Below are 26,202 nucleotides of genomic sequence, written 5' to 3'. Positions count from 1 at the left end.
GCTCGACAGAAATGGGAGCTAGTGACATGGCCGCACCCGGCGAGAACATGCGCGTCAATGCCGACCGCCTGTGGGATAGTCTCATGGAAATGGCGAAGATCGGCCCCGGCGTCGCCGGCGGCAACAACCGCCAGACCCTGACCGACGCGGATGCCGAAGGCCGCAGCCTTTTCAAACGCTGGTGCGAGGCCGCCGGAATGAGCATGGCCGTCGACAAGATGGGCACGATGTTCGCCACCCGCCCCGGCACCGATCCGGACGCACTGCCCGTCTACATCGGCTCGCACCTCGACACCCAGCCGACCGGCGGCAAGTTTGACGGCGTGCTCGGTGTGCTCTCCGGCCTCGAAGTCGTCCGCTCGATGAACGACCTTGGCATCCGCACGAAGCATCCGATCGTCGTCACCAACTGGACCAACGAGGAAGGCGCGCGGTTTGCCCCCGCCATGGTCGCTTCCGGCGTCTTTGCCGGTGCGCTGACGCTGGACTACGCCTATTCGCGGAAGGATCCGGACGGAAAAACCTTCGGCGACGAGCTCAAGCGCATCGGCTGGGTTGGGGATGAGGAAGTCGGCGCGCGCAAGATGCACGCCTATTTCGAATACCACATCGAACAGGGCCCGATCCTCGAGGCCGAGAACAAACAGATCGGCGTGGTCACGCACTGTCAGGGCTTGTGGTGGCTCGAGTTCACACTGGCCGGTCGTGAGGCGCATACCGGCTCGACGCCGATGAACATGCGCGTCAATGCCGGGCTTGCCATGTCCCGTATCATCGAGATGGTGCAGACTGTGGCGATGAAGAACCAGCCGGGCTGCGTTGGCGGCGTCGGCCAGGTCCTTTTCTCCCCCAACTCCCGCAACGTGCTTCCCGGCAAGGTCGTCTTCACCGTCGACATCCGCTCGCCCGACCAGGCGAAACTCGATGGCATGCGCGCGACGATCGAAGCGGAAGCGGCAAAGATCTGCGAGGCGCTCGGCGTCGGCTGTTCCGTCGAAGCGGTTGGCCATTTCGACCCGGTCACCTTCGACCCGACGCTGGTCTCAGCCGTGCGCAAGGCAGCCGAAGCCCTCGGCTACAGCCACATGAACGTCATTTCCGGCGCCGGCCACGACGCCTGCTGGGCGGCCAAGGTGGCGCCGGCCACGATGATCATGTGCCCCTGTGTCGGCGGCCTCTCGCACAACGAGGCCGAGGACATCTCCAGGGAATGGGCCAGTGCCGGCGCCGACGTGCTGTTCCACGCGGTGATCGAGACGGCGGGAATCGTCGAGTGAAACAAGGGGCGGTGCGAAAGCGCCGCCCTTTTTCGTCATGGCAGCTTGCCGTCCATACACAGTTGCGAAGGTAGAAAGACATGAGCACAGTCATCAAGGGCGGCACCGTCGTCACCGCCGATCTGACCTACAAGGCCGACGTCAAGATCGAGGGCGGCAAGATCGTCGCGATCGGCCCGAATCTTTCCGGCGACGAGGTTTTGGACGCGAGCGGCTGTTATGTCATGCCGGGTGGCATCGACCCGCACACCCATCTGGAAATGCCCTTCATGGGCACGTATTCCTCCGACGACTTCGAGAGCGGCACGCGCGCGGCGCTCGCCGGCGGCACGACGATGGTGGTCGACTTCGCGCTCCCCTCGCCCGGCCAGTCGATGCTCGAAGCGCTGCAGATGTGGGACAACAAGTCCACTCGGGCCAACTGCGACTACTCCTTCCACATGGCGATCACCTGGTGGAGCGAGCAGGTCTTCAACGAGATGGAGACCGTCGTCAAGGACAAGGGTATCAACACCTTCAAGCACTTCATGGCCTACAAGGGGGCCCTGATGGTGGATGACGACGAGATGTTTTCCTCCTTCCAGCGCTGCGCCGCACTCGGCGCCCTGCCGCTCGTCCATGCCGAAAACGGCGACGTGGTGGCGCAGATGCAGGCGAAGCTCCTCGCCGAAGGCAACAACGGCCCCGAGGCGCACGCCTATTCGCGCCCAGCCGAGGTCGAGGGCGAGGCCACCAACCGCGCCATCATGATCGCCGACATGGCCGGCTGCCCTGTCTATATCGTGCATACCTCCTGCGAGCAGTCGCACGAGGCGATCCGCCGTGCCCGCCAGAAGGGCATGCGCGTCTACGGCGAACCGCTCATCCAGCACCTGACCCTCGACGAGAGCGAATACTTCAACAAGGACTGGGACCATGCCGCTCGCCGCGTCATGTCACCGCCCTTCCGCAACAAGCAGCATCAGGATTCGCTGTGGGCGGGCCTGGCCTCGGGCTCGCTGCAGGTGGTCGCAACCGACCACTGCGCCTTCACCACGGCACAGAAACGCACCGGCGTCGGCGACTTCACCAAGATTCCGAACGGCACCGGCGGGCTCGAAGACCGGATGCCGATGCTGTGGACCCACGGCGTCAACACCGGCCGGATCACCATGAACGAATTCGTTGCCGTCACCTCGACGAACATCGCCAAGATCCTCAACATCTATCCCAAGAAGGGCGCGATCCTCGTCGGCGCCGACGCCGACATCGTCGTCTGGGATCCGAAGCGGTCGAAGACGATTGCCGCCAAGGGCCAGCAGTCGGCGATCGACTACAACGTCTTCGAGGGCAAGGAGGTGACGGGCCTGCCGCGCTTCACGCTGACCCGCGGTGTCGTCGCGATTGAGGAAGCAACGGTCAAGACGAAGGAGGGCCACGGGGAATTCGTCCGCCGCGATCCCTTCCCCGCCGTCTCGACAGCGCTGTCGACCTGGAAGGAAGTCACAGCACCTCGCAAGGTGCAGCGCAGCGGCATTCCGGCAAGCGGGGTCTGATGGCGCCTCGGACGGTTGCTTTGATCTTCATGGCCGGCTGTTGCATCTGGGGTCAGGCCCAGGCGCAACAGCGTTTCCCCGATGGCTCCTACGGCGACGCGGACGGCTGTCGTTACGCCCTGACCGGCGAAACGACAGGCTCCGACCTTTTCTTTCTGCTGGATAAGGAAGGCATCACCACCTCCGTTTCCTACTGCGCGTTCAAGGACGAAGCGAAGAAGATCGGCGACGCCTTTACGGCAACAGTGGCCTGCCACGCAGAAGGCGACGACGCGGCGGAAACTGAGTCGATTGCGATTGTTCCAGCTGTCGACGGATCGGTCACCATCACGTTCTCCGAAGGGACGGCCTGGGGACCGCTGGTGCAATGTCGATGACGCGTCCCGAATCGTTAGACCGGCACCAACCCGTCCAGTTCCGGCAGCAGCACGACGCTTTCCTGCTCGTGCGGATCGGTCCGGGCAATGACCGCCGAACAGGGGGCGTCGGAGAGGTTCGCCGGCAGGTGGGGCACGCCGGCGGGAATGTAGAACATCTCGCCGGCCCTGACGACGACGTGCTGTTCCAGCCGCTCTCCGTACCAGGTGTGCGCCTCGCCGGAGAGCACGTAGATCGCCGTCTCGTGGCTCGCATGCAGATGCGCCTTGGCGCGACTGCCCGGCGGAATTGTCAAAAGATGCATGCAGATGCCGGTCGAGCCGACTGTCTCGCTCGCAATCCCCTCGAAATACGAAAGCCCTTGCTTGCCATCATAGCTGCCGCCCGGGCGGATGACGCGGCAGGTCGCTGTTTCACCCCGTTCCATCGCCCTTCCTCCAACAATCGAGTGTGAAGTCCCGTGTCAGATTTAGCCATGAAGACAATGCCGATTGCAATGCGCCCGACAGGCATGCAGTCTGGTTCCGCCAGCGCCACCGAGGGTAATGGAATGAACAAGGCATCCGCATCCTCCGTCGTCTGCGCAACAAATCTCGGCCTGACCTTTGAGACCGCCGATGGCCCGGTGAATGCGCTTTCTGACGTAAATCTCACGGTCGAAAAAGGTGACTTCGTCTCCTTCATCGGCCCGTCCGGCTGCGGCAAGACCACATTTCTGCGCGTCATCGCCGACCTGGAAAAGCCGACGTCGGGCACGATCACTGTCAACGGCATGACGGCGGAAGAAGCGCGCCACAAGCGTGCCTATGGCTACGTCTTCCAGGCCGCGGCCCTCTATCCCTGGCGGACGATCGAAAAGAACATCGCCCTGCCTTTGGAAATCATGGGCTATTCCGCCGCCGAGCAGAAGGAGCGCATCGCCCGCACGCTCGATCTCGTCAATCTCGCCGGTTTCGGCCGGAAATATCCCTGGCAGCTTTCCGGCGGCATGCAGCAGCGCGCCTCGATCGCCCGCGCACTCGCCTTCGACGCCGACCTGCTGTTGATGGACGAACCGTTCGGCGCGCTCGACGAAATCGTCCGCGACCACCTGAACGAAGCCCTGCTGAAGCTTTGGGAACGCACCAACAAGACCATCTGTTTCGTCACCCACTCGATCCCGGAGGCGGTCTATCTCTCGACCAAGATCGTGGTGATGAGCCCGCGCCCCGGCCGCGTCACAGACATTATCGAATCCACGCTGCCGAAGGAGCGTCCCCTCGATATTCGTGAGACGCCGGAGTTCCTCGAGATCGCCCATCGCGTCCGCGAAGGGCTGCGCGCTGGGCACAGCTATGAGGATCACCGGTAAATGAATCCGCAGTTCATCCTCTGGCTGACCGGCTCCATGGCCGTGTTTCTTTCGGCGGCCACCGCCTCGCGCGCCTACGTGTCGAACAACAACCTGCTGATGCTCGTCTTCTCGCTTGGGCTTTACTGCGTCGGCAACCTGATGATGGTGCGACTGATGCGCGAAGGGGGGCTCGGGCTGGCCATCTCGGCGTCCGCGATCGCGCAACTGCTGCTGATCAATGTCATCGCCTTCGTCGTCTTCGGCGAGCGGCTGAGCAACACCCAGCTTGCCGGCGTTGGCCTCGGCGTGCTCGCCATGGGGCTGATGCTGATGCCTGCGGCAGAACGGAGCTGACGATGGAACAGCAAAGCTTCTTCAAGGACCGCCTCGTCCCAATCGGCACCGTTGTCGTCGCGATCATCGCGCTCTGGTACGTCGCCGCCGTCTTCCTCAACGCGCCATTCGAGCGCGACACGGCGGCGCGCAACGGGACGACGATCACGTTCTCGGAGCTTGTGCCGAAGACCATGGCGCAGGAGCGTCCGGTGCTGCCGGCACCGCATCAGGTCGTCGCTGAACTTTGGGACACCACCGTCGACAAGCCGATCACCTCGAAGCGCAGCCTCGTCTACCACGCCTGGATAACGCTGTCGGCGACGCTGCTGGGCTTTGCCATGGGCACGGTGCTCGGCATCCTGCTGGCGATCGGCATCGTCCACAATCGGGCCATGGATCGCTCGCTGATGCCCTGGGTCATTGCCAGCCAGACCATCCCGATCCTTGCCATCGCGCCGATGATCATCGTCGTGCTCAACGCGGTCGGCCTCTCCGGCCTGCTGCCGAAGGCGCTGATCTCCACCTATCTCAGCTTCTTCCCGGTCGTCGTCGGCATGGTGAAGGGGCTGCGCAGCCCCGAGCAGATCCAGCTCGATCTGATGCACACCTATAATGCCTCCTCGTCGCAGACGTTCTGGAAGCTGCGATGGCCGTCCTCCATGCCCTATCTCTTTACCTCGCTGAAGGTGGCGGTCGCGATCTCGCTCGTCGGTGCGATCGTCGGCGAACTGCCGACCGGGGCGGTCGCCGGTCTCGGCGCGCGGTTGCTGGCCGGCTCCTACTACGGGCAGACGGTGCAGATCTGGGCGGCCTTGTTCATGGCGGCAGCCGTTGCCGCCCTCCTCGTCGTCATTGTCGGCATTGCCCATTCGGCCGTTCTCAGACGCATGGGAGCCCGCGCATGAACTACGCCCCGCTCCTCTCCGCCGTCGCCTTCTGGCTCGCCGCCTGGGCCTTCAACGAATGGCTGGTGCGCCAGCATTTCCACAATCTTGCAGCGCAGCGGGCGGCGCGCCTGGCCGTTCCCCTCCTGTTTGGCATCGCGATTCTGGTGCTGTGGGAAGGCATCGTGCGGGGCTTTGGCATCCCGTCGGTGCTGCTGCCGGCGCCAAGCGCCATCTGGTCCCGGCTGATCAGCTCGCTGCCCACCCTCTGGGCCGACTTCCGGCAGACGTTCCTGAAATCGGTCATCACCGGCTATGCGCTCGGCTGCGGCCTCGGTTTCCTGGTCGCAATCCTCATTGACCGCTCGCCCTTCTTGCAGAAGGGCCTGCTGCCGCTCGGCAATTTCGTCTCGGCGCTGCCGGTGATCGGCGTCGCCCCGATCATGGTGATGTGGTTCGGCTTCGACTGGCAGTCAAAGGTGGCCGTCGTCGTCATCATGACGTTCTTCCCCATGCTGGTGAACACCGTCGCCGGTCTTGCCGCGGCCAGCCACATGGAACGCGACCTGATGCGGACCTATGCCGCCAGCTGGTGGCAGACCCTCGTCAAGTTACGGCTTCCCGCCGCCTGGCCTTTCATATTCAATGCACTCAAGATCAATTCCACGCTGGCGCTGATCGGTGCCATCGTCGCCGAGTTTTTCGGAACGCCCATTGTCGGCATGGGTTTCCGGATCTCCACGGAAGTGGGCCGCATGAATGTCGACATGGTCTGGGCCGAGATCGCGATCGCCGCGCTCGCCGGCTCGGTCTTCTACGGAGCGGTTGCGCTCGTCGAGCGCGCCGTTACCTTCTGGCATCCGTCTGTCCGCGGTGGGCAGGCGTAATAATAATGAGGGAACCGCTATGAAAAAAACGATTGCATCGCTGCTTATGGCAAGTGCCTTCTCGCTTGCCGCCTTCCAGGCCGAGGCTGCCGACAAGGTCACCTTGCAGCTGAAATGGGTTACCCAGGCGCAATTTGCCGGCTACTATGTGGCAAAGGACAAGGGCTTCTACGAGGAGGAAGGTCTTGACGTCGAAATCAAGCCGGGCGGCCCCGACATCGCCCCCGCGCAGGTGATCGCCGGTGGCGGCGCTGATGTCATTGTCGACTGGATGCCCTCTGCCCTTGCCACCCGCGAGAAGGGCGTTCCGCTCGTCAATATCGCCCAGCCGTTCAAGCAATCCGGCATGATGCTGACCTGTCTGAAGGAAACCGGGGTCAAAGGACCGGAAGACTTCAAGGGCAAAACGCTCGGCGTCTGGTTCTTCGGCAACGAGTATCCGTTCCTGTCCTGGATGAGCCACCTGAAGATTCCGACCGATGGCGGACCGGAAGGCGTCACCGTCCTCAAGCAGGGCTTCAACGTCGATCCCTTGATCCAGAAGCAGGCCGCCTGCATCTCGACCATGACCTACAACGAATACGGTCAGGTTCTCGACGCCGGCATCAAGCCGGAAGACCTCGTGACCTTCAAGTATGAAGACCAGGGCGTCGCCACACTGGAAGACGGCCTCTACGTGCTGGAAGACAAGCTCAAGGACCCGGCCTTCAAGGAAAAGATGGTCAAGTTCGTGCGTGCCTCCATGAAGGGCTGGAAATATGCCGAACAGAACCCGGACGAAGCCGCCGGCATCGTGCTGGAAAACGACTCGACCGGCGCGCAGACCGAGGCGCACCAGAAGTTCATGATGGGCGAGGTCGCCAAGCTCACCGCCGGCTCGAACGGCGCGCTCGACGAAACCGACTACAAGCGCACCGTCGCCTCGCTGCTGGCGGGCGGTTCCGATCCGGTCATCTCCAAGGAGCCGGAGGGCGCCTGGACGCACGAGATCAGCGACGAAGCCCTCAAGTAGAACTCGGACTTGATTGCAACGAAGGCGCGCGGTGGTTACCTCCTCCGCGCGCCTTCTTCATCGGCCGCAGATGCGCGCCATGCTAGCACGGCCTGTTATGTTGCACGGCGACAACGGTCGATGTAGAATATTGAGGCACCATGCTGTATGGCGCCTTGTAAGGCGGAAGCCATCCCATTACATACATCGCGCAGCTTGGGACCCGGCCACGCAAGGCCGCTGGACGTGCGCCTGAACGCAGCGTCCAGCCAATCTGGGAGAATGGCGCCCGGCCAAATCAAGAAGAAACTCCGGCGTGTCTTGCGAATTCACTTGCATCGAGAAGGTCGGCCCATGGCGCGTGGACTAAAGTACATTCTCTGCCTTTCCGTCGCTGTTTCGACTGCGGCCAGCGCAACGAGTTTGCGCGCGGCCGACGTTGCTGCCCAACCCGCAGGCGACCAGGTCCAAAACCTGCCGGCAATCGTCGTCACCGCTGCGGAAGAGCGCACCATCGTCGATCGGGTGATTGCCACCGGCACGATCCAGCCGGTCGAGGAAGTCTATGTAGCGCCGCTCGTCGACGGTCTCTCCATTCGTTCCCTCGGCGCCGAAGTCGCCGACCGCGTGCAGGAGGGCGATACGCTCGCAACGCTGAACGACGATGCACTGCTGTTGGCAAAGAGCCAGCAGGAGGCAATGCGCGCCAAGGCCGAGGCCGCTCTGGCGCAGATCGAAGCGCAATTGATCGAAGCGAAAGCAAACGCCGAGGAAGCCGACAAGGCACGCGAGCGCGCCGAAAAACTGGTCAAGTCGGGCGCGACCTCCCAGGCAGTTTTCGACCAGGCAACCGCCGCTGCCAAGGCTGCCGTTTCGCGCGTCACGTCTGCAGAGCAGGCCATTTCCGTCTCGAAGGCAGAGATCAAGGTCATGGACGCGCAGATCGCCGACATCGACCTGAAACTCGCCCGCACGGCCGTCAAGGCTCCGGTCGCCGGAATCGTGTCCTCGCGAACCGCCAAGATCGGCGCAATCGCGATGGGCGCCAGCCAGCCGCTGTTCTCAATCATTCGCAACGGCGAAATCGAGTTGAAAGCGGATGTATCCGAGACCTCGATCCTCAAGCTCGCCGTGGGCCAGCCGGCAACCGTGACGCTTGCCGGCGGCGCAACCAAGCTCTCCGGCAGCATCCGCCTGGTCGAACCGACGCTCAGCAACGATACCCGCCTCGGTCGCGTTTACATCAAGCTGGACGAGCCGGAAAAGGCGCGTGTCGGCATGTTTGCCAGCGCCGAGATCATCACGCAGGAAAAGAAGGGCGTCGTTCTCCCGCTTTCCGCCGTGACCACCTCGCGCGAAGGCACGGTTGCGCGTAAGGTTGAGGACGGTATCGTCAAACTGGTGAAGGTTGAAACCGGTATCCAGGACGGCCAGGTAATCGAAATCGCAAGCGGCCTTGCCGCCGGCGATGAAGTCGTTGCCAAGGCTGGCGCTTATGTCCGCGACGGCGACAGGGTCCGACCGGTGAAGGCCGCACCCGTTGCTGCGAACTAAGGCATGTGCCTTGAAAGCGAAAATCGCTTTCGGAACAGACATGCGAAAAATCCAGGCCCTAGAGCGCTGCAAGCAAACCTGAGATACCGCGGCTCGCTTTAGGACTGACAACCCGAATCCATGCAGGCGATCTCTGGGACGAGGACATTTGCAACATGAACTTTTCTGCTTGGTCCATTCGCAATCCGATCGCGCCGTTGCTTGCCTTTTTCCTGCTGATCGTCGTCGGGCTGCAATCGTTCTTTTCATTGCCGATCACCCGCTTTCCGAACATCGACGTTCCGGTCATAGCGATCACGGTGACCCAGAGCGGTGCGGCACCCGCCGAGCTCGAACTCCAGGTGACCAAGGAGATCGAGGACGCGGTCGCCGGCATCTCCGGCGTCGACGACATCCTGTCGACCGTCACCGACGGCAGCTCCGTGACGTCCGTTCTGTTCAAGATCGAGGTGCCGACAAACCAGGCGCTGCAGGACGTCAAGGACGCGATCGACCGCGTGCGCAACGATCTGCCGGCGTCGGTTGACGAACCGATTGTTACCAAGATCGATGTCGAGGGACAGGCAATCCAGACGTTTGCGGTTTCCTCGCCGAACATGACCCTCGAAGAGCTGTCCTGGTTCGTCGACGACACCGTCAAGCGCGCGTTGCAGGGCCAGCCGGGCGTCGGCAAGATCGACCGCTTCGGCGGCGCCGATCGGGAGGTGCTGGTCGACCTGAACTCCGACAGGCTTGAATCCTTCGGCATTTCCGCCGCCGATGTGAACAGGCAGTTGCGCAGCATGAACGCGGATGTCGGTTCCGGTCGCGGCCAGATCGCCGGTGCCGAACAGGCGATCCGCGTGCTCGGCGACGCGCGCTCGGTGGAAAAGCTGGCAGCGACGATGATCGCGCTCCCGAACGGGCGCTTCGTCCGCCTGTCCGAGCTTGGCCGGATCACCGACACCTACGAGGAGCCCCGCTCCTTCTCGCGCTTCAACGGTACGCCGGTCGTGACCTTCGCCGTCTTCCGGTCGAAGGGCGCCAGCGAGGTGACGGTTGCCGAATCCGTCGACAAGGCCCTTGCCAAGGTGCGCGAGAAGAACCCCGACGTCGCGATCAGCCTTGTCGACGACGCCGTCTACTTCACCTACGGCAACTACGAAGCAGCGCTCCACACACTGATGGAAGGCGCGATCCTGGCCGTCATCGTCGTGCTGCTCTTCCTGCGCAACTGGCGCGCGACGCTGATCTCGGCCGTGGCCCTGCCACTCTCCGCCATACCGACCTTCTACATCATGGAACTGCTGGGCTTCTCGCTCAACCTCGTCAGCTTCCTCGCCATGACGCTCGCTACCGGCATTCTCGTCGACGACGCGATCGTCGAAATCGAGAACATCGCCCGTCACATCAAGATGGGCAAAACACCCTATCGCGCCGCGATCGAGGCCGCCGACGAAATCGGCCTCGCGGTGATCGCCACCACGTTCACGATCATCGCGGTGTTCGTGCCGGTGTCCTTCATGCCGGGAATTCCGGGACAGTACTTCATCCAGTTCGGCCTCACCGTTGCCGTCGCCGTGTTCTTTTCTCTCATGGTGGCACGCCTGATCACACCTGTGATGGCGGCCTACCTGATGCGCTCCAGCGACGCCGACGGTCACGACGAGGAGACGGACAGCACCTTCATGCGCGGCTACACCTGGCTCGTGACGGTGACGACCAAGCACTGGTACAGCCGTTACGCCACGCTTCTTGGCGCCATTGCCTTCCTTATCGGCTCGGTGATGCTGCTTTTCACCGTTCCCGGCAGCTTCATGCCGCCGGAGGATGCCTCGCGCGTCGTTATGTCGGTCGAACTCCCCCCCGATGCCATGCTGGAAGACACCGACCGCGCGACGTCGGAAATCGTCGAGCGTCTGAAGGACATCGATGGCGTCAGCGACATCTTCGTGTTGGGGGGCTCCTCGCCGAAGGGCGATCTTGAACTGCGCCGCGCGTCGGTGACGGTCATGCTGGACAAGCGAGATCATTCGCTCCTCAACAAGATCGTCAACGACGTCCTCGGCGGCCTGCCGGTCATCGGCCAGCACCTCCCGAAGCTGCCGCCGGCCGGCCGTATCAAACCGCAATGGGATGTCGAAAAGGACATCTTCGCGGCAATCCGCGATATCCCGGATGTCCGCATCATAAAGCTCAACGACCGCGCCGAGCGCGACCTGACGTTCAACCTGCTTTCCAACAATGAAGCAGATCTGAACAACACGGTCGCCGTGCTCGAGGCCAAGCTGCGGGCCGACCCGCTGCTCTCGAACGTGAGCTCCGAAGGCTCGCTGCCCCGGCCCGAACTGCAGGTCCGGCCGCACGACGACAAGATGGCGCGCCTCGGCATCACCACCGCACAGATCGCCGAAGTGATCCGCGTCGCCACGATCGGCGACATCGATTCACAGCTCAGCAAGATGTCGCTCGACGGGCGCCTTATACCCATCCGGGTGCAAGTCGACCGCGAATTCCGCGGCAATCTCGGTGCAATCCGCAACCTGAAGATCAAGACGGCAAGCGGGCAGGTCGTGCCATTGTCGTCGGTGGCCGACATCGACTACTCGGAAGGCCCCAGTTCGATCAAGCGTTTCGACCGCAGCCGGGTCGTCGCTATCGGCTCCGATCTGAAGCCCGGTGTGGCATTGGATACGGCGACGGCCCGTTTCAAGGAAATCGCCAACAGCATCGACATGCCCGAGACCGTGCGTTTCCAGGAAAGCGGCGACGCCGAAATCCAGGCGGAAATGGTCCAGAGCTTCGGCAACGCCATGCTGCTTGGCCTCCTGCTGGTGCTGATGGTGCTGATCCTGCTGTTCAAGGATGTCATCCAGCCCTTCACCATCCTGTTCTCGCTGCCGCTCGCAATCGGCGGCGTGGCTGCGGGCCTGATCCTGACGCAGAACTCCCTTTCCATGCCCGTCCTCATCGGCATCCTGATGCTGATGGGCATCGTGACCAAGAACGCCATCCTGCTGGTCGATTTTGCGATCGAGATGATGCACCGCGGCATGGACCGCCTCGAGGCAATGGTCGAGGCGGGGCGCAAGCGTGCCCGACCGATCATCATGACGTCGATCGCCATGTCGGCCGGGATGCTGCCGTCGGCGCTCGGCGTCGGCGAAGGCGGGACGTTCCGCGCACCCATGGCGACCGCGGTGATCGGCGGCATCATCGTCTCGACCGTTCTGTCACTGGTGGTCGTGCCGTCCTTCTTCCTGATCATGGACGACCTCTCGCGGCTTCTGGCAAGGCTCTTCGGTCGCCTCGTCGGCAAGAAGGACGAAGAGCCCCAGCCGCTCGACAACGAGGCGCTGACGCAAACAGCGAACGAAACAGCAAGAACCGTCGAGGCCCTGGAGGATCGGGTGGCAGCACTGGAGAAGGAGCGCGCGGCCGGCAAAAAGCCCCTCAGCGTCGTGCACCGTTCCACGCTCGCAGCGGAATAAGGGTTTCAAAACTTGAGGTTAAACGAAAGCCGGGTGGCAAGTTCACCCGGCTTTTTCTCGTCTTCCGGCTTTATTAGAGCCTTGTGACTATTTGACCGAAATCAACGAAGGTCCTGAAAATGCGCTTTACCATCTCTTCTACATCGAGGGATGGGCACTGTTGTTCAAACAAAACCCTCCCTTGGAATGATACATGGGGAAGAGGCGGTGTAAAGCGATGAACAGGATGATAAGGCCAAGCGCCTGGGAGCGCGAGACACTGATGGGGCTGCCGCTGCTGTCCAGGCTGGAACTGGACACGCTGTCGGCCATGCTCGAGATTGCCACTGTACGAACGATTGGACCGCGACAGGTGCTGTTTCGCGAGGGGGACCTCGCCGACACGCTCTGCTGCGTGCTCAGCGGCTACGTGCGCAGCTTCCATCTTTCCTCATTGGGCCGCGAGGTGGACCTTCTGGTCCATGAACCAGGCGACCTGATTGGCGCGAGCGCCTGCCTGCATGGGCACGCCTATTGCGCCAGCGCTCAGGCCACCGACAGCGTCAAGATCGTCCAGTTCAGCCTGCAGCGGGTCCGGGAGCTCGCCGCCCGAAAGCCAGATCTTGCACTCGCGCTGGCTGCGGGGCTGTCCGGCCAGTTCGCAGGCAGTCTTTCCACCTTGGCGGACGACCGCCTCCACACCGCCCCGCAGAGGGTCGCACACTATCTGAAAAAGCAATGCCCGCAGGGCTCGCGCAATGTCAGCTTCCGCCTTCCCTATCAGAAGAACCTGTTAGCCGGTAAGCTGGGGCTTGCACCGGAAGCTCTGTCGCGCGCGTTCTCGCATCTGAAGCGGTACGGCGTCAGTGTGCGTGGCCGGTTGGTGCAGGTCAACGATCCCGAGGCGCTGCAGTCGGTGTGACCCGCCGCTGTGGAATGCGGCGGCAATGGCGGGGTCACACGGTGGCCGTGGCCTAACCACCGGCAGAATTGTTTCGTTGTATAGCGGTTATGTGCGGTTTACCCGGCGCCGCAAGGTGAAGTGTACCTAATTAACCGTGGCAATCTCACGGCTCGAAGCGCCAGCGCCTTCCGAGCATGCCCCCGAAGGTTCAGCAGTTCCACACCTTTGCATGCCCCTCGAAGGCAAGGACCGTATGTTCGCAGGCGCTATCTCTGCCATGGTCCGCCGCCCGCCGCGCGACCTCTAGCGCCAAGGAAGCCGGCATATTCGGCGCGACCTCCGCTATGGTAGCCGACAGTGCAACGGCCAGTTCCATTCCTCCTGTTGCGATGGTGCGTGCCGCCACCGAACGGCGAACCTCTTCCACAAGCAGAATACAGTCGTCATGACTCTGGGACCCCGCTATGACGAGGAATTCGCCGCCGGGGCATCGCCTGATTGCGTGCGGCGCGCAAAAGGTGCGAGAGAGTTCCTCCATAACCCGTCGCGTCGCACCGTTCGCGGCATCCGCGCCATAGCGGCTGGCGATGAACGCAAAATGCTGCACCTGAAAGAGCACCAGGAACCGGTAAGCTTCAGACCCGGCAGTTGCCTCCACAAACGCGTCGGGCCCCACTATACCGGCGGTCGAACTGACGGCACCACCCTGATCACGCGCGCCACGCGAGCGATAGACACTCCCGACGCCGAGGCCGACGAGCGTCGCGACCAAAGCGGCGACACTGGTCGCCATCAGCATCGACGGGGCAGGCCCCTGGGAAGCCAGGCTCGGCTCCGCCAGCGGCAGCAGATGGAACGGTACATGGAGCGCGCTAAAGATCAGGTGGATCGCTGTTGCGAGCACGGCCGTCACCAGGACCCCATAGGCCACAAGCGTCGCGAGGCCATCCCTCGCAAGGGTGAAGCGGTTCCCTCCCAGCGCTGTCTGTCGGCCAACGTCCCGAAACATTACATTCTCCGCATTTCGCCGGTGAACATAACTGGGTGAATTTCATATTCGCCTAATACGAAAGCTAAAAAGCGACGAAACCCGTGCGCTCGTCCCAAGATGGGACCGCCACCACGGCAGGCACGACAGCGAGGGCACTCAAGCGCAGCACGCAATCGCCACGCGCCGTGGAGAACAGAGGTGCCGCGGCAGCGGCGGTATCAGGCAACCCGGTCCGGCGGCTCGCGCCCCTCGAAGAAGGCAGTGACATTCTCCACCACCTTCATCCCCATGGCGCTGCGCGTTTCGGCCGTTGCGCTGCCGAGATGCGGCAGAAGCACGACATTTTCCATGGCACGCAGCGCGTCGGGCACCTGTGGCTCCGCAGCGTAGACGTCGAGACCGGCGCCCGCGATTTGCCCGTTGGAAAGCGCTGCGATCAGCGCCGGCTGGTCGACCACATCGCCGCGCGCCGTGTTGATCAGGAAGGCTGACGGTTTCATCGCCGAGATCCTCGCCGCATCGATCAGATTGCTGTTTTCCCCGCCGCCTGGACAATGCAGCGATACGAAGTCTGCTGCCGCCAGCACCTCCTCGATGGTGTCGAGCTGACGTGCGCCGTATCGCATCGCCTCCACCGGATCGACGCGGGAGCGATTGTAGAAGACGACGTCCATGTCGAACCCGAAGTGACAGCGCTTGGCCATGGCCTTGCCGATGCGGCCGAAGCCGATGATGCCAAGCGTTTTGCCGGTGACCTTCGTGCCGATCATATGCGTCGGACACCATCCGTTCCACGCCCCTGCCCGCACCTGCCGCTCGCCCTCGCCGGCACGACGGGCGACGGCAAGCAACAGCGTCATGGCGATATCGGCCGTGCAATCGGTCAGGACGCCCGGCGTGTTGGTGACGACGAGGCCGTTGAGGGAGGCAGCCGCCACATCGATGTGGTTATAGCCAACCCCATAATTACCAATGATCCTTGCGGTTAGCTTCAATTGCTCGAACACGGCTGCCGGCAGACGGTCGGAAACGGTCGGCAGCACCGCGTCGTAGCGCGCCAGCGCCTCGGCGAGCGCCGATTGGTTCATCGGCTGATCGTTGCGATTGAAGGTCGCCTCGAAGCGTTCGGCGAGAACCGCCTCGACCTCCTCCGGCCATCGCCGCGTCACCAGAATGCGTGCCTTGCTCATGTCGTCCTCTGTCTTGCTTTCGCATCACCAGACATGAAAAGAGCCCGGACGCAAGCGCCGGGCTCGAATTCAGTCCGGTCCGGGCGGTCTTTGACGCCGCCCGTTCCGCCAGAACGACTACTCGTTCTGGAAGTAGTTGTACTTGCCGTCCTCACCCTTCTTCCAGGTGTAAAGGACGTAGTCCGGACGGGTGATGTCGCCCTTCTCGTCGAAGCCGAGTTCGCCGATCGCGGTCGGGAACGGGCCCTTCGACTTGATGGCTTCGGCAACGGCCTGCGTGTCGGTGCCGCCGGCAGCCTTGGCGCCTTCAGCGATGACCTGAACGGCAGCATAGGCATAGAGCGTGTAAGCCTCTGGCTCGAAACCGGCAGCACGGAACTTCTCGACGAGTTCCTTGGCGGCCGGGTTCTTGCGCGGATCGGGCGCGAAGGTCATGAGCGTGCCGTTAACGGCGTCGCCGGCGATGGAGGCCAGTTCGTTCGAAACGATGCCGTCGCCCGAGATGAACTGGGCCTTCAGACCCTGGTCGGCGGACTGACGCTCGATGAGGCCGAACTCGGTGTGCAGGCCGCCCCAGTAGACGACCGACACGCCGGCTTCCTTCATCTTGGCGATGAGAGCCGAGAAGTCCTTGTCGCCCACATTGACGCCTTCATAGACCGCTTCGGTCACGCCGGCTTCGTTCATCGCCTTCTTGGTTTCGTCGGCAAGACCCTGGCCGTACGGCGTCTTGTCGTGCAGGACGGCAACCTTGGCGTCCTTGAAGTTGGCGGCGACGAATGCGCCGGCTACCGCGCCCTGTTGGTCGTCACGGCCGCAGGTACGGAAGGTGTTCCACAGGCCGCGCTCGGTGTAGGTCGGGTTGGTGGACGCCGGCGAGATCTGCAGTACGCCGTTTTCGGCGTAGATTTCCGAAGCCGGGATCGAAACACCCGAGTTGAAGTGACCGACGACGAACTTCACGCCATCAGCGACGAACTTGTTAGCGACCGAAACGCCCTGCTTCGGGTCGGAAACGTCGTCGCCCAGGACAACCTTGATCTGCTCGCCGTTGATGCCACCGGCCGCATTGATGTCGGCAGCAGCCTGCTCGGCACCCTTCTGAAGCTGTGCGCCGAAAGCAGCGTTCGGGCCGGTCAGCGGGCCGCCGACGCCGATCAGGATGTCGGCCCAGGCGTTGCCGCTGAAAGCGACCATTGCCGCCACAGCAACAGCCGACAAAAGAGACTTCTTCATCTTGTTACTCCCAAGTTTAAGGCAGGCATATTATTGACCGTTCGCAATACCCGCCATCATTGCGCCGGCGTCTTTATTCCACGTCCGGCGCCTACACGCCGTGCGTGGGGTTCCCTCTTATTTGGCGCGCCACGAAAATGGCGAGGCCTTCTCGTAGAGCCAGTAGTAGTTGTTTGTCATCTGCTTGGTGCGGTAGTACCGATACCCGGCCGTAGCAAACAACAAAAGCACGGTCGTGTCCACGAAATAGTACTGAAAAGTCAGCATGCTACCTCCGAACAACGCATGGTGGATGAAGCGGATCGCTATACCGAGCAGAAGTACGTAGAGCGCCAGCGTGCCGTAGTTGTGCCAGTTCTCCGCAACGCTCTTTCCTGTCCGCCAGGCCGTCCAACCGCCCATGATCACGGTGACGAAGAGAAACTGCATGAATGATGCCTCTTCGTAGAGAATTCCCTGCATGTCACATACTCCTCTTGCAACGCCGCGCGTCACTCCTGGTGCGCAAGGGTCGCTGCAACTCCTTGAATTGGCGCATGTTCCTCTGGGTCCGCCCGAGCTGGGAACATGCGCGGGCTCATCCTCAATGCCTTCCGCCTTCGAGATAGGCAGCGCGTACTTCCGGATTTGCCAGCAGTTCCTTGCCCGATCCGCTCATCGTCACCCTGCCGTTGACCATGACATAACCACGGTTCGACAGTTTCAGAGCGGCAAAGGCGTTCTGCTCGACCAGGAACACGGTCAGCCCCTGCTCCTTGTTGAGCACCTTGATGGCGTCAAAGATCTGCTTGACGATCAGCGGTGCGAGGCCGAGCGACGGCTCGTCGAGGAGAAGCAGCTTGGGGCGCGCCATCAGCGCGCGGCCGATGGAAAGCATCTGTTGCTCACCGCCCGACAACGTGCCGCCACGCTGGGCCTGGCGTTCCTTCAGGCGCGGGAAGAGCGTGAAGATCTTCTCGACGTCTTCGTTGAAAAACTTCAGATTGTCGAGGCTCGCACCCATCTGAAGATTCTCGTAGACCGTCATGCGCGGGAAAATCCGCCGGCCTTCCGGCGACTGTGCGATGCGCATGCGCGCGATCTCGTGCGTCGGCAGCCTGGTGATGTCCTGACCGTCGAAGGTCACGGTGCCGGTGCGTGCCTGCGGGCTGCCGCAAATAGTCATCATCAGCGTCGACTTGCCTGCGCCGTTTGCGCCGATCAGGCTGACGATCTCGCCGCGCTTGACCTCGACGTCGACCCCGGCGAGCGCCCGAATGTTACCGTAATAGGTTTCGACGCCCTGCACCTTGAGGAGGGTCTCGCTCATTATTGCAGCCCCCCCTGCTGGCTTTCGATTTCTTCGATCTGCTCGATCACCTCTTCGACCTCTTCGTCCTCGACGCCCAGATAGGCCGCGATGACCCTCGGATCATTCTTCACCTCGTCGGGCGTCCCGTCGGAAATCTTCTGGCCGTACTCGAGAACGATCACATGGTCGGAGATTTCCATGACGACCGACATGTCGTGCTCGATCAGCAGGATGGATGTCCCGGTCTCGTGGCGGATCGACCGCAGCAGTTCATTCAAGGCCAGCGACTCGCGCGGGTTGAGGCCCGCCGCCGGCTCGTCGAGGCAGAGGAACTCCGGCCCCGTGCACATGGCACGAGCGATCTCGAGACGGCGCTGGGCACCGTAGGGAAGATCCCCGGCCGGGTCGTCTGCGCGGTCGAGCAGATGGGCCTTCTCAAGCCAGTGCTTGGCGACCTCGATCGACTGTTCCTTGGCGCGCCTGTAGCCGCTGAAGCCCAGCAGGCCGAGAACGGTGTAGCCGGACGCCCGCATCAGCATGTTGTGCTGCGCGACCAACAGGTTCTCCAGCACCGTGAGGCCGGAAAACATCCGGATGTTCTGGAACGTGCGGGCAACCTTGGCATCGCGAGTGATCTCGAAATCCGGCATGCGCTCCAGGAGGAAGCGCTTGCCCGACTTCTGAGTCATCGAAATCATGCCCATCGTCGGCTTGTAGAAGCCGGTGATGCAGTTGAAGACGGTCGTCTTGCCGGCACCATTGGGACCGATGAGCGCCGTGATCTCGCCGCGCCGTGCCTCGAAGGACAGATCGTTGATCGCCATCAGGCCGCCGAAGCGCATCGACAGATGCTCGACTTTGAGGATTGGATCGTTGTTCATTGCGTTCGTCTCGAGGGCCATCAGCCGTGCCCTTCCTTGGTGAAGCTGCCGGACACGGCCTTGCGCTCGTGCAGGAAGGCTGTCGGTTCACGACTTCCGACGAAGCCACGCGGTTTCCACACCATGACCACGACCATGGCGATGCCGAAGATCAGCATGCGATACAGCTCCGGGGTGAAATCCGGGCCGAAGATCGCCTTCAGGAAGGTCATTTCACGCAGCAGTTCCGTGCCACCAACCATGACGGTGGCCGCAACCGCGATGCCCACGAGCGACCCCATGCCACCGAGAACGACGATGGCAAGAATGATCGCCGATTCGAGGAAGACGAAGGACTCCGGCGAGACGAAGCCCTGGCGCACCGCGAAGAAGGAGCCGGCGATGCCGCCGAACATCGCCCCCGTCGCAAACGCGGTGAGCTTGGTCGTGACCGTGTTGATGCCGAGCGAGCGGCAGGCGATCTCGTCCTCGCGCAACGCCTCCCACGCGCGGCCGATCGGCATGCGCCGCAGGCGGATGGTGACGAAAGCCGTCAGCAGCGCTAGTGCCAGAATCACGTAGAACAGGAAGATCTTGTAGTAGGCCGACGACATCGGCAGGCCGAAGGCCTTGGCGAAGTTGTTGGCCGCGCTCACATCGAAAGACCAGATACCGAAAATTGACGCCTTGGCAATGCCCGAGATACCGAACGTCCCCCTGGTGACCTCTGTCCAATTGATAAGGACCAGACGGATGATCTCACCGAAGGCGAGCGTCACGATGGCCAGGTAGTCCCCTCTCAGCCGCAGAACCGGGAAGCCCAGAATTACGCCCCAGCAGGCGGCGAGGATGCCGGCGAGCGGCAGCAGGAGCCAGAAGGAGAAGCCGAAATGCTGCGACAGCAGCGCATAGGAGTAGGCCCCGACGGCATAGAAGGCGACGTAGCCAAGATCGAGCAGGCCCGCGAGGCCGACCACGATGTTCAGGCCCCAGGCCAGCATCACGTAGATGAGGATCTGGATGCCGAAGTTGTCGACCCATTTTAGCGAGCCCTGCACACCAACCAGCGAAACGGCGACAGGCGGCATCAGGATGAGCGCGAGGATGGCGATCTTGCTGAAGTGGCGCGCCAGGAAGCCTTCGGGGACCGCCTTCCCGACAACGGCAGCCTTGGCAGTCTTGCGCGCGGCAAGCCATGGCTGGACGTAGGCGACCCCCAGGAAGCGGCCGACGGCGGCGACCGCGACGAAAATCGCAAGCAAGCCCCAGCGTTGGTTCAGGACAAGCTCGTTGCGGATGTTCTGGGTTGTCTGCAAGCCGACGAACAGGACGAAAAGGCCAAGAGCGATCAGACCGGCATAAAAGCCCTCGCGCAGAGCCTGCGCCGTCAGGTTCCCGCCGGCGCTCTCTTTGGAGTAGGAAATGGTTGCCATGGAATTATACCTTCTCGACTTCCGGTCGTCCGAGAATGCCGGACGGCTTGAAGATCAGGACGATGGCGAGGATCGAGAACGTCGCGACGTCCTTGTAGTCGATCGTGAAATAGGCCGACCAGAGCGACTCGATCAGTCCGATCAGCAATCCGCCGATCACTGCGCCGGGAAGCGAACCGATTCCGCCCAGAACCGCCGCGGTAAACGCCTTTACGCCTGGCACGAACCCGTCGGTGAAGACGATCACGCCATAGTACATCAGATACATCGTACCCGCGACCGCCGCGAGGGCAGCACCCATGACGAAAGTGATGGAGATCGTGCGGTCGACATCGATCCCGAGAAGCGCGGCCATCTTGCGGTCCTGCTCGGTGGCACGTTGCGCGCGGCCGAGCGCGGTCTTGTTGACGATATACCAAAAGATCGCCAGCAGGCTCACCGTCAGGACCATGATCAGGATCTGCTTCAGCGAAATCGCGATGCCGAAGACATTGTAGACCGACGACACCAGCGGCGGGATCGGCTTGTTGCGCGGCCCCTGGGTGACCTGGACGAAGTTCGACAGCGTAATGGACATGCCGATGGCAGTGATCAGCGGCGCAAGACGGAACGAACCGCGCAGCGGCCGGTAAGCCATCTTTTCAATAGTCCAGTTCCACAGCGAGGCGGTCAGCATCGCCGCCGCCATCATCACCAGCAGGAGAATGACGATCGGCAAACCGACGAAAATGCTGGTCAGCACCAGAAAGATGATCAAGGCGGCGAACCCGCCCAGCATGAAAATATCGCCATGGGCGAAGTTGATCATGCCGATGATGCCGTAAACCATGGTGTAGCCGATGGCTATCAACCCATAGATAGAGCCCAGAGTCAGCCCGTTGATGAGCTGCTGCACAAAATATTCCATTGTCGATCCCCTGGATGCGATCCTGACGGTCGCATCTCTTGTTATTTGAGCCCATTGGGCAGGCTCATGGATAGGCACGATTCCATACTGTTTTCCGATCAAAAGGGAAGCCTAAAACGGCACATCCTTAAACTTCTTCGCATTTTTGGTGGATTTGACGATTGAACCGACCAAAAGCTGAAAATTCAGCACCGCATAACGGCCGCAGCCCCTGAACACGGTGGAATCCACCGGTTACAACCGGTTCAACGAGGGGAGAACCATCGCAGCCCATGACGAGCGCATCAGCCTTGCCACAGCGATTTGCGAAGCGACAGACGTCGGGTCCGCCTTGATAATGAGAAGGGCGCGAGACGCATATAACAGGCGAGACGCATCGCGACCTGTCATAAAATGACCGGAATGACGCGCCAAAGTTGGTGCGGTCCGCTACCTTGTAACGCAACGGCAGTTCGAATAAACTGGCACACGATCAGGTAGTTAACAAATAATTGCCGCAGCAGCGAGAGTACCAACGTGACGAAAGAATCTGCGCCCGCAGCACCGGAGCCGGAAGCAGAGACCCGCGCTCAGCCGCCGGCCAGCAACCTTCTGGACATTGCGAAAGCCCGCATCACGCACCGTGCCGAACGACAGAAGCAGCGCCTGATGCGTGAAGCGTCCGCTTTTGCCGGCGCGAAGGTGAAGCGTGACGAGTTCGACGAAGGCGACGAACTGCCGCCGGCGAAGGCCAGGCAGGACAAGAAATTCTCGGCACAGTCAATCTTCGAGATGCCGAACCTCTCTTCGATGAAGAAGAAAAAGAGGAAGGTCAGTTGGACTGCCATCTCTTTCGTCCTTGCCGTTTTCGTGCCAACCATCCTGACTGGGCTGTATTTTGCTTTCATCGCCAGCCCGCAATATGAAGTCGAATCGCAGTTCGCGGTGCGGGGATCGAGCCAGAGTTCGCTTAGCGCGCTTGGGCTAAGTACCCTGATGGGCACATCCGCACAGGCCGGCGACTCCTATATCGTGGCCGACTACATCCACTCCAAGCAAGTCCTGCAGGATATGGTCGATCAAGTTGGGCTGGACGTTCGGGAGCTTTATGCGCGGGACGGCATCGATTTTGTCTATCAAATCGCCGGGACCGAACCTCTGGACGAGTTTGTCAGTTATTGGCAGGACATGGTGAATGTCAGCTTCAACTCGACGACCGGCAACGTCACCCTGCAGGTCTACGCATTTACCGCCGAAGATGCGAAAAAGATTACGGACGGCATACTGCTCGTCGCCGAGAACCTGGTGAACCGGCTCTCCGAAGAGTCGCGCAATCAGTACATCGAGGTGGTGAACAAGCAGGTCGAACGCGCAGAAAACAGACTGGCAAGCGTTCGCGAACAGATGTCGCAATTGCGGCAAACGGAGCAGGCCATCGACCCGACCGCGTTGGTTTCGATGGAGTCCTCGATTATCGGCTCGATCGAGGAGCAACTCGCGTCCGTCCGCACCCGTTACCGAGCCTTGCTGGATACCATCAGCAGGGATGCGCCGTCTGCCAAGGTCCTCGAGCGACAGATCGTTGCTCTGGAAGCACAACTGGCAGAACAAAAGGCGCGCGTCGGCACCGGCACGACGAAGAAGACCGGACGCAACCCTGAACCCGCGAACGGTACGGTCAGCGATGTCATCGACCGATTCTCTAAACTGACGATTGAGCAGGAATTTGCGGTGAAGGCCTATTCGACATCGTTGGCAGGCCTTGAAACTGCCCTCGTGGAGGCACAGAAACAGGAGCGCTTCTTCGCCACCTATGTGGCGCCGCGAGTCCCGGAAATCGCAATCTATCCGCAGCGCATACTCAATACGATGCTCGGCTTCATGCTGTTTTGCGCGGTCTGGCTGATCGGTTTCTTTGGTTACAAGTCGATCAAGGATCACGCGATTTGATCTGCATTGGCCGTGCCATTCGGACATAGGGTCAGCATATGTACTTGACCGACAAGAGCTTTGGCTACGCCCTGAAAGAAAATGGGCGAGTCATAGCGGCCCTCATCATCCGCAGCAGCGTGACGCGTTTCGGAGAGAGCCGCATCGGCTATCTATGGACGCTTGCGGAACCGGCGATCTATGTCGGGATGTTCCTTTCAATGCACGGCTTTGTCCGGTCGTCGTTGCCGTTCGGCGACAGCGCCATGCTGTTCTTTCTGACAGGTGTTATCGGGTTTCGCATGACAAACCTGATAGCCCGCAAATCAGCGAACGGGTTGTCGCACAACCAAGCCATGTTGACCTACCCCTTGGTCAAGCCGCTTGACACGATTGTAGCGGCCTTCATCCTTGAAGTGATCATCTGGATGATCGTCTGCACGCTTTTCATCTTCTTCATGTATGTCGGCCTTGATCGAAAGATCATCGTCTACCCGCTCCAATTTGGCGCCGCCATCCTGGCGATCGCCTTCTTTGCGTTCGCGCTGGCGGTCTTCAATGCGACCTTTGGAACTCTGGTGCCGCTCTGGAGCAAGATGCTCAGTTATGCCAATATACCTCTGATGCTGGCGTCCGGCGTCGTGTTCGTGCCTGCAACCCTTCCGCCATCGGTGCTGGCAATCATCTCGTGGAACCCGTTCCTGCATTGTGTCGAATGGTTCCGGTCGGCAACCTATCTCGATTACAACAGCGTTTTGGATAAGTCCTATCTGTTGTCGGCGTCGACGGTATTGCTGGTCATCGGTCTGACGCTGGAACGGGTATATCGCAACAAACTGCTAGAAAACGAATGATAGTTTTCGACAACGTAACCAAGATCTTCAGGAATCCGCGCGGCGGCCAGAAGGTGATTCTTGAGAACTTTTCGGCGGCATTTCGACCAGGGCTGAATATCGGCATCCTCGGACGCAACGGCGCCGGCAAATCAACACTGATGAACCTCATTTCCGGCATTGATACCCCGAACTCTGGCCGTATCTATCGCCAAGGCAAGATCTCTTGGCCGCTGGGTTTCAAGGGCGGCGTCCACAGCCGCCTGACGGGGGCCCAGAACACCCGTTTCATCGCCGACATCTATGGAAAGGATCGCCACGAGGTTCTGGAATTCGTCAAGGACTTCTCTGAACTCGGAACCTATCTCGACATGCCGGTAAGAACCTATTCCGCCGGCATGCGGGCACGTCTTGCCTTCGGGATCTGCATGGCGATCGATTTCGAATACTATCTCATCGACGAAGTCATCGCTGTTGGCGACACGAACTTCAAGAAGAAGAGCAAGCGCGTGTTCGACGAGCGCCGCGAAAACGCAACGCTTCTTCTCGTCTCTCACTCGTCCTCCCTATTGCGTGCCTTCTGCCACGTGGGCGGGGTCATGAAGGACGGCAGGATCACTTTCTACGACGATATCGAAGAAGCGATCGACGTTCACGAAGCCAATCTCGCGAACGGAAAATAGCAGTCGAGCGGGGATATTCTCTTCACCGCCGAAAGCGGGACCCAAAGCACGGAAAGGCGTAAGCTTCTCCGAGGCGGATGGTGCCGTCTCTTGCATTGTCGGGTGAAACCAGCAGTTTACGAAATGCGTCGTTCACCTGTCGTAACGGCGCGGCATTCCGATTAAGCGCCATCTGCGCGCTTCCACCTCATTGTCTGTTCGGGGATTTTCCCCGCCTCGTGCGCGAGCTCTATCCTGAATCGAGGCATCGTTGCCGATGACGACGGCGACGGCCACCCGTTCAGGAGATGATGATGCAGGAACATACGTCACGACTTGGCCTCCCCTACATTCTGCCCTCGCAAGCGCAGAAACATGTCCCGCACAACGAGGCCCTCGATGCATTGGACACAATGGTCCAACTTGTGCTGGAGAGCATTGGAAACACTCCTCCGGCGTCGCCCTCGGAAGGCGCCTGCTTCGGGGTCGACGCCTCACCATCAGGCGCATGGCATGCAGCGGCGGGCGCGGTCGCGCAATGGCGTGACGGCGGCTGGCACCTCGTGCGACCGAAGGAGGGGTGGCTCGCCTGGTGTACCGCAGAGCAACGTCTGCACGTGCATGACGGCAACCGCTGGCAGAGGTTTGCGCAGTTTCCGTCCCTGGGCATCAATGCGACGCCCGACGGCACCAACCGGCTGGCTGTTGCCGCCGATGCCAGTCTTCTATCACATGACGCCGCCGACCACCGACTGAAAATCAACAAGGCCACGCCGTCGGACACGGCCAGCCTGATCTTTCAGTCGAACTGGACAGGGCATGCCGAATTGGGACTCACTGGCAACAACGATTTTGCCATCAAGGTGGCGAACGCGGAGGGAGATTGGCAAACCGCGCTGCGCATCGACGCTACCGGCCATGTCGCCACGCCTCTACGGCCGGCAGTGCGGGCCTGGCTGGCAGGTGGTGTCCAGATGTCCATGCCGGGGTTGGTCGGCTTCACCAACACAGCGTTTGCAAGCGGGGGCTTTCGGATCGGCGACGCAGTGCCATCCGGCATTGGCAACAAGCTTATCGCGCCGATCACCGCTTACTACCTTATCAGTCTCTCCATGGTCCCCACCTCGTCCTCCTCCGCTCAGATTGACGTCATGGTCAATAGTACAACAAGCGTCCTCAACTCCCTTGCCGTTTCTGGTGGCCCGGTCGGGCGAAAAATCTGCTTCACCGGCATAGCTCCAATCGCCAAGGACGCGTGGGTTGCGCTCAAACACCAAGGAACCGGGGGCCTCGACTTCGACTTCGACAAGACGGAATTGTCTATTATTGCGCTAACCTGACGTAGCGAATGCCAGCTTCAGAG

24 protein-coding genes are annotated in these 26,202 nt (G+C 61.3%); 15 read left to right on the top strand and 9 right to left on the bottom strand.

All coding sequences use genetic code 11. The annotated features are described in order from the left end of the window. The first annotated feature begins 26 nt into the window (after positions 1-26). The 3 genes from J2Y48_RS14130 (at position 27) to J2Y48_RS14120 (ending at position 3,189) form a co-directional block, all read left to right on the top strand. Complete coding sequence (locus J2Y48_RS14130; protein ID WP_310419027.1) at positions 27-1,277, top strand: Zn-dependent hydrolase; 1,251 nt, start codon at positions 27-29, stop codon at positions 1,275-1,277. A gap of 80 nt (positions 1,278-1,357) precedes the next feature. Next, positions 1,358-2,812, top strand: a complete 1,455-nt coding sequence (gene hydA, locus J2Y48_RS14125) for a dihydropyrimidinase (RefSeq protein WP_310419024.1) — start codon at positions 1,358-1,360, stop codon at positions 2,810-2,812. A 29-nt stretch (positions 2,813-2,841) separates the two neighbouring features. Beyond that, complete coding sequence (locus J2Y48_RS14120) at positions 2,842-3,189, top strand: hypothetical protein (protein WP_405030235.1); 348 nt, start codon at positions 2,842-2,844, stop codon at positions 3,187-3,189. Between the two features lie 14 nt (positions 3,190-3,203). Here J2Y48_RS14120 and J2Y48_RS14115 read toward each other — a convergent pair whose 3' ends face one another. Then, on the bottom strand, positions 3,204-3,617 hold the full coding sequence (locus J2Y48_RS14115; RefSeq protein ID WP_310419018.1) for a cupin domain-containing protein: 414 nt from the start codon (positions 3,615-3,617) through the stop codon (positions 3,204-3,206). Positions 3,618-3,740: 123 nt separating this feature from the next. On the opposite strand from J2Y48_RS14115, the gene J2Y48_RS14110 reads away from it, so the two are divergent. The 8 genes from J2Y48_RS14110 to J2Y48_RS14075 all read left to right on the top strand — a co-directional run bounded on the left by J2Y48_RS14110 (position 3,741) and on the right by J2Y48_RS14075 (position 13,546). Beyond that, positions 3,741-4,541, top strand: a complete 801-nt coding sequence (locus tag J2Y48_RS14110; RefSeq protein WP_310419015.1) for an ABC transporter ATP-binding protein — start codon at positions 3,741-3,743, stop codon at positions 4,539-4,541. Next, positions 4,542-4,877 carry a hypothetical protein gene (locus J2Y48_RS14105; protein ID WP_310419013.1) on the top strand — a complete coding sequence of 112 codons (336 nt, stop codon included), beginning with the start codon at positions 4,542-4,544 and terminating at the stop codon, positions 4,875-4,877. Between the two features lie 2 nt (positions 4,878-4,879). Next, positions 4,880-5,764 carry an ABC transporter permease gene (locus tag J2Y48_RS14100; RefSeq protein WP_310419010.1) on the top strand — a complete coding sequence of 295 codons (885 nt, stop codon included), beginning with the start codon at positions 4,880-4,882 and terminating at the stop codon, positions 5,762-5,764. Then, on the top strand, positions 5,761-6,630 hold the full coding sequence (locus tag J2Y48_RS14095) for an ABC transporter permease (protein ID WP_310419008.1): 870 nt from the start codon (positions 5,761-5,763) through the stop codon (positions 6,628-6,630). Before J2Y48_RS14100 ends, J2Y48_RS14095 begins: the two co-directional genes overlap by 4 nt. Before the next feature lie 19 nt (positions 6,631-6,649). Beyond that, on the top strand, positions 6,650-7,642 hold the full coding sequence (locus tag J2Y48_RS14090) for an ABC transporter substrate-binding protein (protein ID WP_310419005.1): 993 nt from the start codon (positions 6,650-6,652) through the stop codon (positions 7,640-7,642). A 333-nt stretch (positions 7,643-7,975) separates the two neighbouring features. Continuing rightward, on the top strand, positions 7,976-9,175 hold the full coding sequence (locus J2Y48_RS14085) for an efflux RND transporter periplasmic adaptor subunit (protein WP_310419000.1): 1,200 nt from the start codon (positions 7,976-7,978) through the stop codon (positions 9,173-9,175). Between the two features lie 155 nt (positions 9,176-9,330). Next, complete coding sequence (locus J2Y48_RS14080; protein WP_310418998.1) at positions 9,331-12,645, top strand: efflux RND transporter permease subunit; 3,315 nt, start codon at positions 9,331-9,333, stop codon at positions 12,643-12,645. 217 nt (positions 12,646-12,862) lie between these two features. Beyond that, positions 12,863-13,546, top strand: coding sequence for a cyclic nucleotide-binding domain-containing protein (locus J2Y48_RS14075; protein ID WP_310418995.1), 684 nt, complete (start codon positions 12,863-12,865; stop codon positions 13,544-13,546). 190 nt (positions 13,547-13,736) lie between these two features. Here J2Y48_RS14075 and J2Y48_RS14070 read toward each other — a convergent pair whose 3' ends face one another. From J2Y48_RS14070 to J2Y48_RS14035, 8 genes are all read right to left on the bottom strand, one after another. Then, positions 13,737-14,537 carry a hypothetical protein gene (locus tag J2Y48_RS14070; RefSeq protein ID WP_310418992.1) on the bottom strand — a complete coding sequence of 267 codons (801 nt, stop codon included), beginning with the start codon at positions 14,535-14,537 and terminating at the stop codon, positions 13,737-13,739. 200 nt (positions 14,538-14,737) lie between these two features. After that, on the bottom strand, positions 14,738-15,709 hold the full coding sequence (locus tag J2Y48_RS14065; protein ID WP_310418990.1) for a D-glycerate dehydrogenase: 972 nt from the start codon (positions 15,707-15,709) through the stop codon (positions 14,738-14,740). Positions 15,710-15,826: 117 nt separating this feature from the next. After that, positions 15,827-16,945 carry a branched-chain amino acid ABC transporter substrate-binding protein gene (locus J2Y48_RS14060; protein WP_310418987.1) on the bottom strand — a complete coding sequence of 373 codons (1,119 nt, stop codon included), beginning with the start codon at positions 16,943-16,945 and terminating at the stop codon, positions 15,827-15,829. Positions 16,946-17,062: 117 nt separating this feature from the next. After that, complete coding sequence (locus J2Y48_RS14055; RefSeq protein WP_310418984.1) at positions 17,063-17,407, bottom strand: DUF6867 family protein; 345 nt, start codon at positions 17,405-17,407, stop codon at positions 17,063-17,065. A gap of 121 nt (positions 17,408-17,528) precedes the next feature. Beyond that, entirely contained in the window at positions 17,529-18,254 is a 726-nt protein-coding gene (locus tag J2Y48_RS14050; RefSeq protein WP_310418981.1) for an ABC transporter ATP-binding protein, read from the bottom strand. Next, positions 18,254-19,138 (bottom strand): ABC transporter ATP-binding protein, encoded by an 885-nt coding sequence (locus J2Y48_RS14045; protein ID WP_310418977.1) that lies wholly within the window; start codon positions 19,136-19,138, stop codon positions 18,254-18,256. Before J2Y48_RS14045 ends, J2Y48_RS14050 begins: the two co-directional genes overlap by 1 nt. Continuing rightward, positions 19,138-20,529, bottom strand: a complete 1,392-nt coding sequence (livM, locus tag J2Y48_RS14040) for a high-affinity branched-chain amino acid ABC transporter permease LivM (RefSeq protein WP_310418974.1) — start codon at positions 20,527-20,529, stop codon at positions 19,138-19,140. The genes J2Y48_RS14045 and livM overlap by 1 nt, the downstream gene beginning before the upstream one ends. Positions 20,530-20,533: 4 nt before the next feature. Further along, positions 20,534-21,436, bottom strand: coding sequence for an ABC transporter permease subunit (locus J2Y48_RS14035; protein WP_310418971.1), 903 nt, complete (start codon positions 21,434-21,436; stop codon positions 20,534-20,536). A 516-nt stretch (positions 21,437-21,952) separates the two neighbouring features. Here J2Y48_RS14035 and J2Y48_RS14030 point away from each other — a divergent pair. The 4 genes from J2Y48_RS14030 (at position 21,953) to J2Y48_RS14015 (ending at position 26,179) form a co-directional block, all read left to right on the top strand. Next, positions 21,953-23,365, top strand: a complete 1,413-nt coding sequence (locus J2Y48_RS14030; protein WP_310418969.1) for a hypothetical protein — start codon at positions 21,953-21,955, stop codon at positions 23,363-23,365. A gap of 44 nt (positions 23,366-23,409) precedes the next feature. Then, entirely contained in the window at positions 23,410-24,198 is a 789-nt protein-coding gene (locus J2Y48_RS14025; RefSeq protein WP_310418966.1) for an ABC transporter permease, read from the top strand. Next, positions 24,195-24,860, top strand: coding sequence for an ABC transporter ATP-binding protein (locus J2Y48_RS14020; protein WP_310418963.1), 666 nt, complete (start codon positions 24,195-24,197; stop codon positions 24,858-24,860). Before J2Y48_RS14025 ends, J2Y48_RS14020 begins: the two co-directional genes overlap by 4 nt. 293 nt (positions 24,861-25,153) lie before the next feature. Further along, entirely contained in the window at positions 25,154-26,179 is a 1,026-nt protein-coding gene (locus tag J2Y48_RS14015; protein WP_310418960.1) for a DUF2793 domain-containing protein, read from the top strand. Positions 26,180-26,202 lie beyond the last annotated feature (23 nt).

Source organism: Mycoplana sp. BE70 (assembly GCF_031455855.1).
In the GTDB taxonomy this organism is placed as follows: domain Bacteria; phylum Pseudomonadota; class Alphaproteobacteria; order Rhizobiales; family Rhizobiaceae; genus Mycoplana.
This window is presented reverse-complemented; position numbering and strand designations above follow the sequence as displayed.

Bases quoted from the DNA above. Each gene is read 5' to 3' on its own strand.
- J2Y48_RS14035 (WP_310418971.1), bottom strand. From the start codon at position 21,436: ATGGAATATTTTGTGCAGCAGCTCATCAACGGGCTGACTCTGGGCTCT.
- J2Y48_RS14015 (WP_310418960.1), top strand. From the start codon at position 25,154: ATGCAGGAACATACGTCACGACTTGGCCTCCCCTACATTCTGCCCTCG.
- J2Y48_RS14055 (WP_310418984.1), bottom strand. From the start codon at position 17,407: ATGCAGGGAATTCTCTACGAAGAGGCATCATTCATGCAGTTTCTCTTC.
- J2Y48_RS14020 (WP_310418963.1), top strand. From the start codon at position 24,195: ATGATAGTTTTCGACAACGTAACCAAGATCTTCAGGAATCCGCGCGGC.
- J2Y48_RS14050 (WP_310418981.1), bottom strand. From the start codon at position 18,254: ATGAGCGAGACCCTCCTCAAGGTGCAGGGCGTCGAAACCTATTACGGT.
- livM (WP_310418974.1), bottom strand. From the start codon at position 20,529: ATGGCAACCATTTCCTACTCCAAAGAGAGCGCCGGCGGGAACCTGACG.
- J2Y48_RS14115 (WP_310419018.1), bottom strand. From the start codon at position 3,617: ATGGAACGGGGTGAAACAGCGACCTGCCGCGTCATCCGCCCGGGCGGC.
- J2Y48_RS14090 (WP_310419005.1), top strand. From the start codon at position 6,650: ATGAAAAAAACGATTGCATCGCTGCTTATGGCAAGTGCCTTCTCGCTT.
- J2Y48_RS14075 (WP_310418995.1), top strand. From the start codon at position 12,863: ATGAACAGGATGATAAGGCCAAGCGCCTGGGAGCGCGAGACACTGATG.
- J2Y48_RS14105 (WP_310419013.1), top strand. From the start codon at position 4,542: ATGAATCCGCAGTTCATCCTCTGGCTGACCGGCTCCATGGCCGTGTTT.
- J2Y48_RS14045 (WP_310418977.1), bottom strand. From the start codon at position 19,138: ATGGCCCTCGAGACGAACGCAATGAACAACGATCCAATCCTCAAAGTC.
- J2Y48_RS14070 (WP_310418992.1), bottom strand. From the start codon at position 14,537: ATGTTTCGGGACGTTGGCCGACAGACAGCGCTGGGAGGGAACCGCTTC.
- J2Y48_RS14060 (WP_310418987.1), bottom strand. From the start codon at position 16,945: ATGAAGAAGTCTCTTTTGTCGGCTGTTGCTGTGGCGGCAATGGTCGCT.
- J2Y48_RS14120 (WP_405030235.1), top strand. From the start codon at position 2,842: ATGGCCGGCTGTTGCATCTGGGGTCAGGCCCAGGCGCAACAGCGTTTC.
- J2Y48_RS14080 (WP_310418998.1), top strand. From the start codon at position 9,331: ATGAACTTTTCTGCTTGGTCCATTCGCAATCCGATCGCGCCGTTGCTT.
- J2Y48_RS14130 (WP_310419027.1), top strand. From the start codon at position 27: ATGGCCGCACCCGGCGAGAACATGCGCGTCAATGCCGACCGCCTGTGG.
- J2Y48_RS14065 (WP_310418990.1), bottom strand. From the start codon at position 15,709: ATGAGCAAGGCACGCATTCTGGTGACGCGGCGATGGCCGGAGGAGGTC.
- hydA (WP_310419024.1), top strand. From the start codon at position 1,358: ATGAGCACAGTCATCAAGGGCGGCACCGTCGTCACCGCCGATCTGACC.
- J2Y48_RS14110 (WP_310419015.1), top strand. From the start codon at position 3,741: ATGAACAAGGCATCCGCATCCTCCGTCGTCTGCGCAACAAATCTCGGC.
- J2Y48_RS14085 (WP_310419000.1), top strand. From the start codon at position 7,976: ATGGCGCGTGGACTAAAGTACATTCTCTGCCTTTCCGTCGCTGTTTCG.
- J2Y48_RS14100 (WP_310419010.1), top strand. From the start codon at position 4,880: ATGGAACAGCAAAGCTTCTTCAAGGACCGCCTCGTCCCAATCGGCACC.
- J2Y48_RS14095 (WP_310419008.1), top strand. From the start codon at position 5,761: ATGAACTACGCCCCGCTCCTCTCCGCCGTCGCCTTCTGGCTCGCCGCC.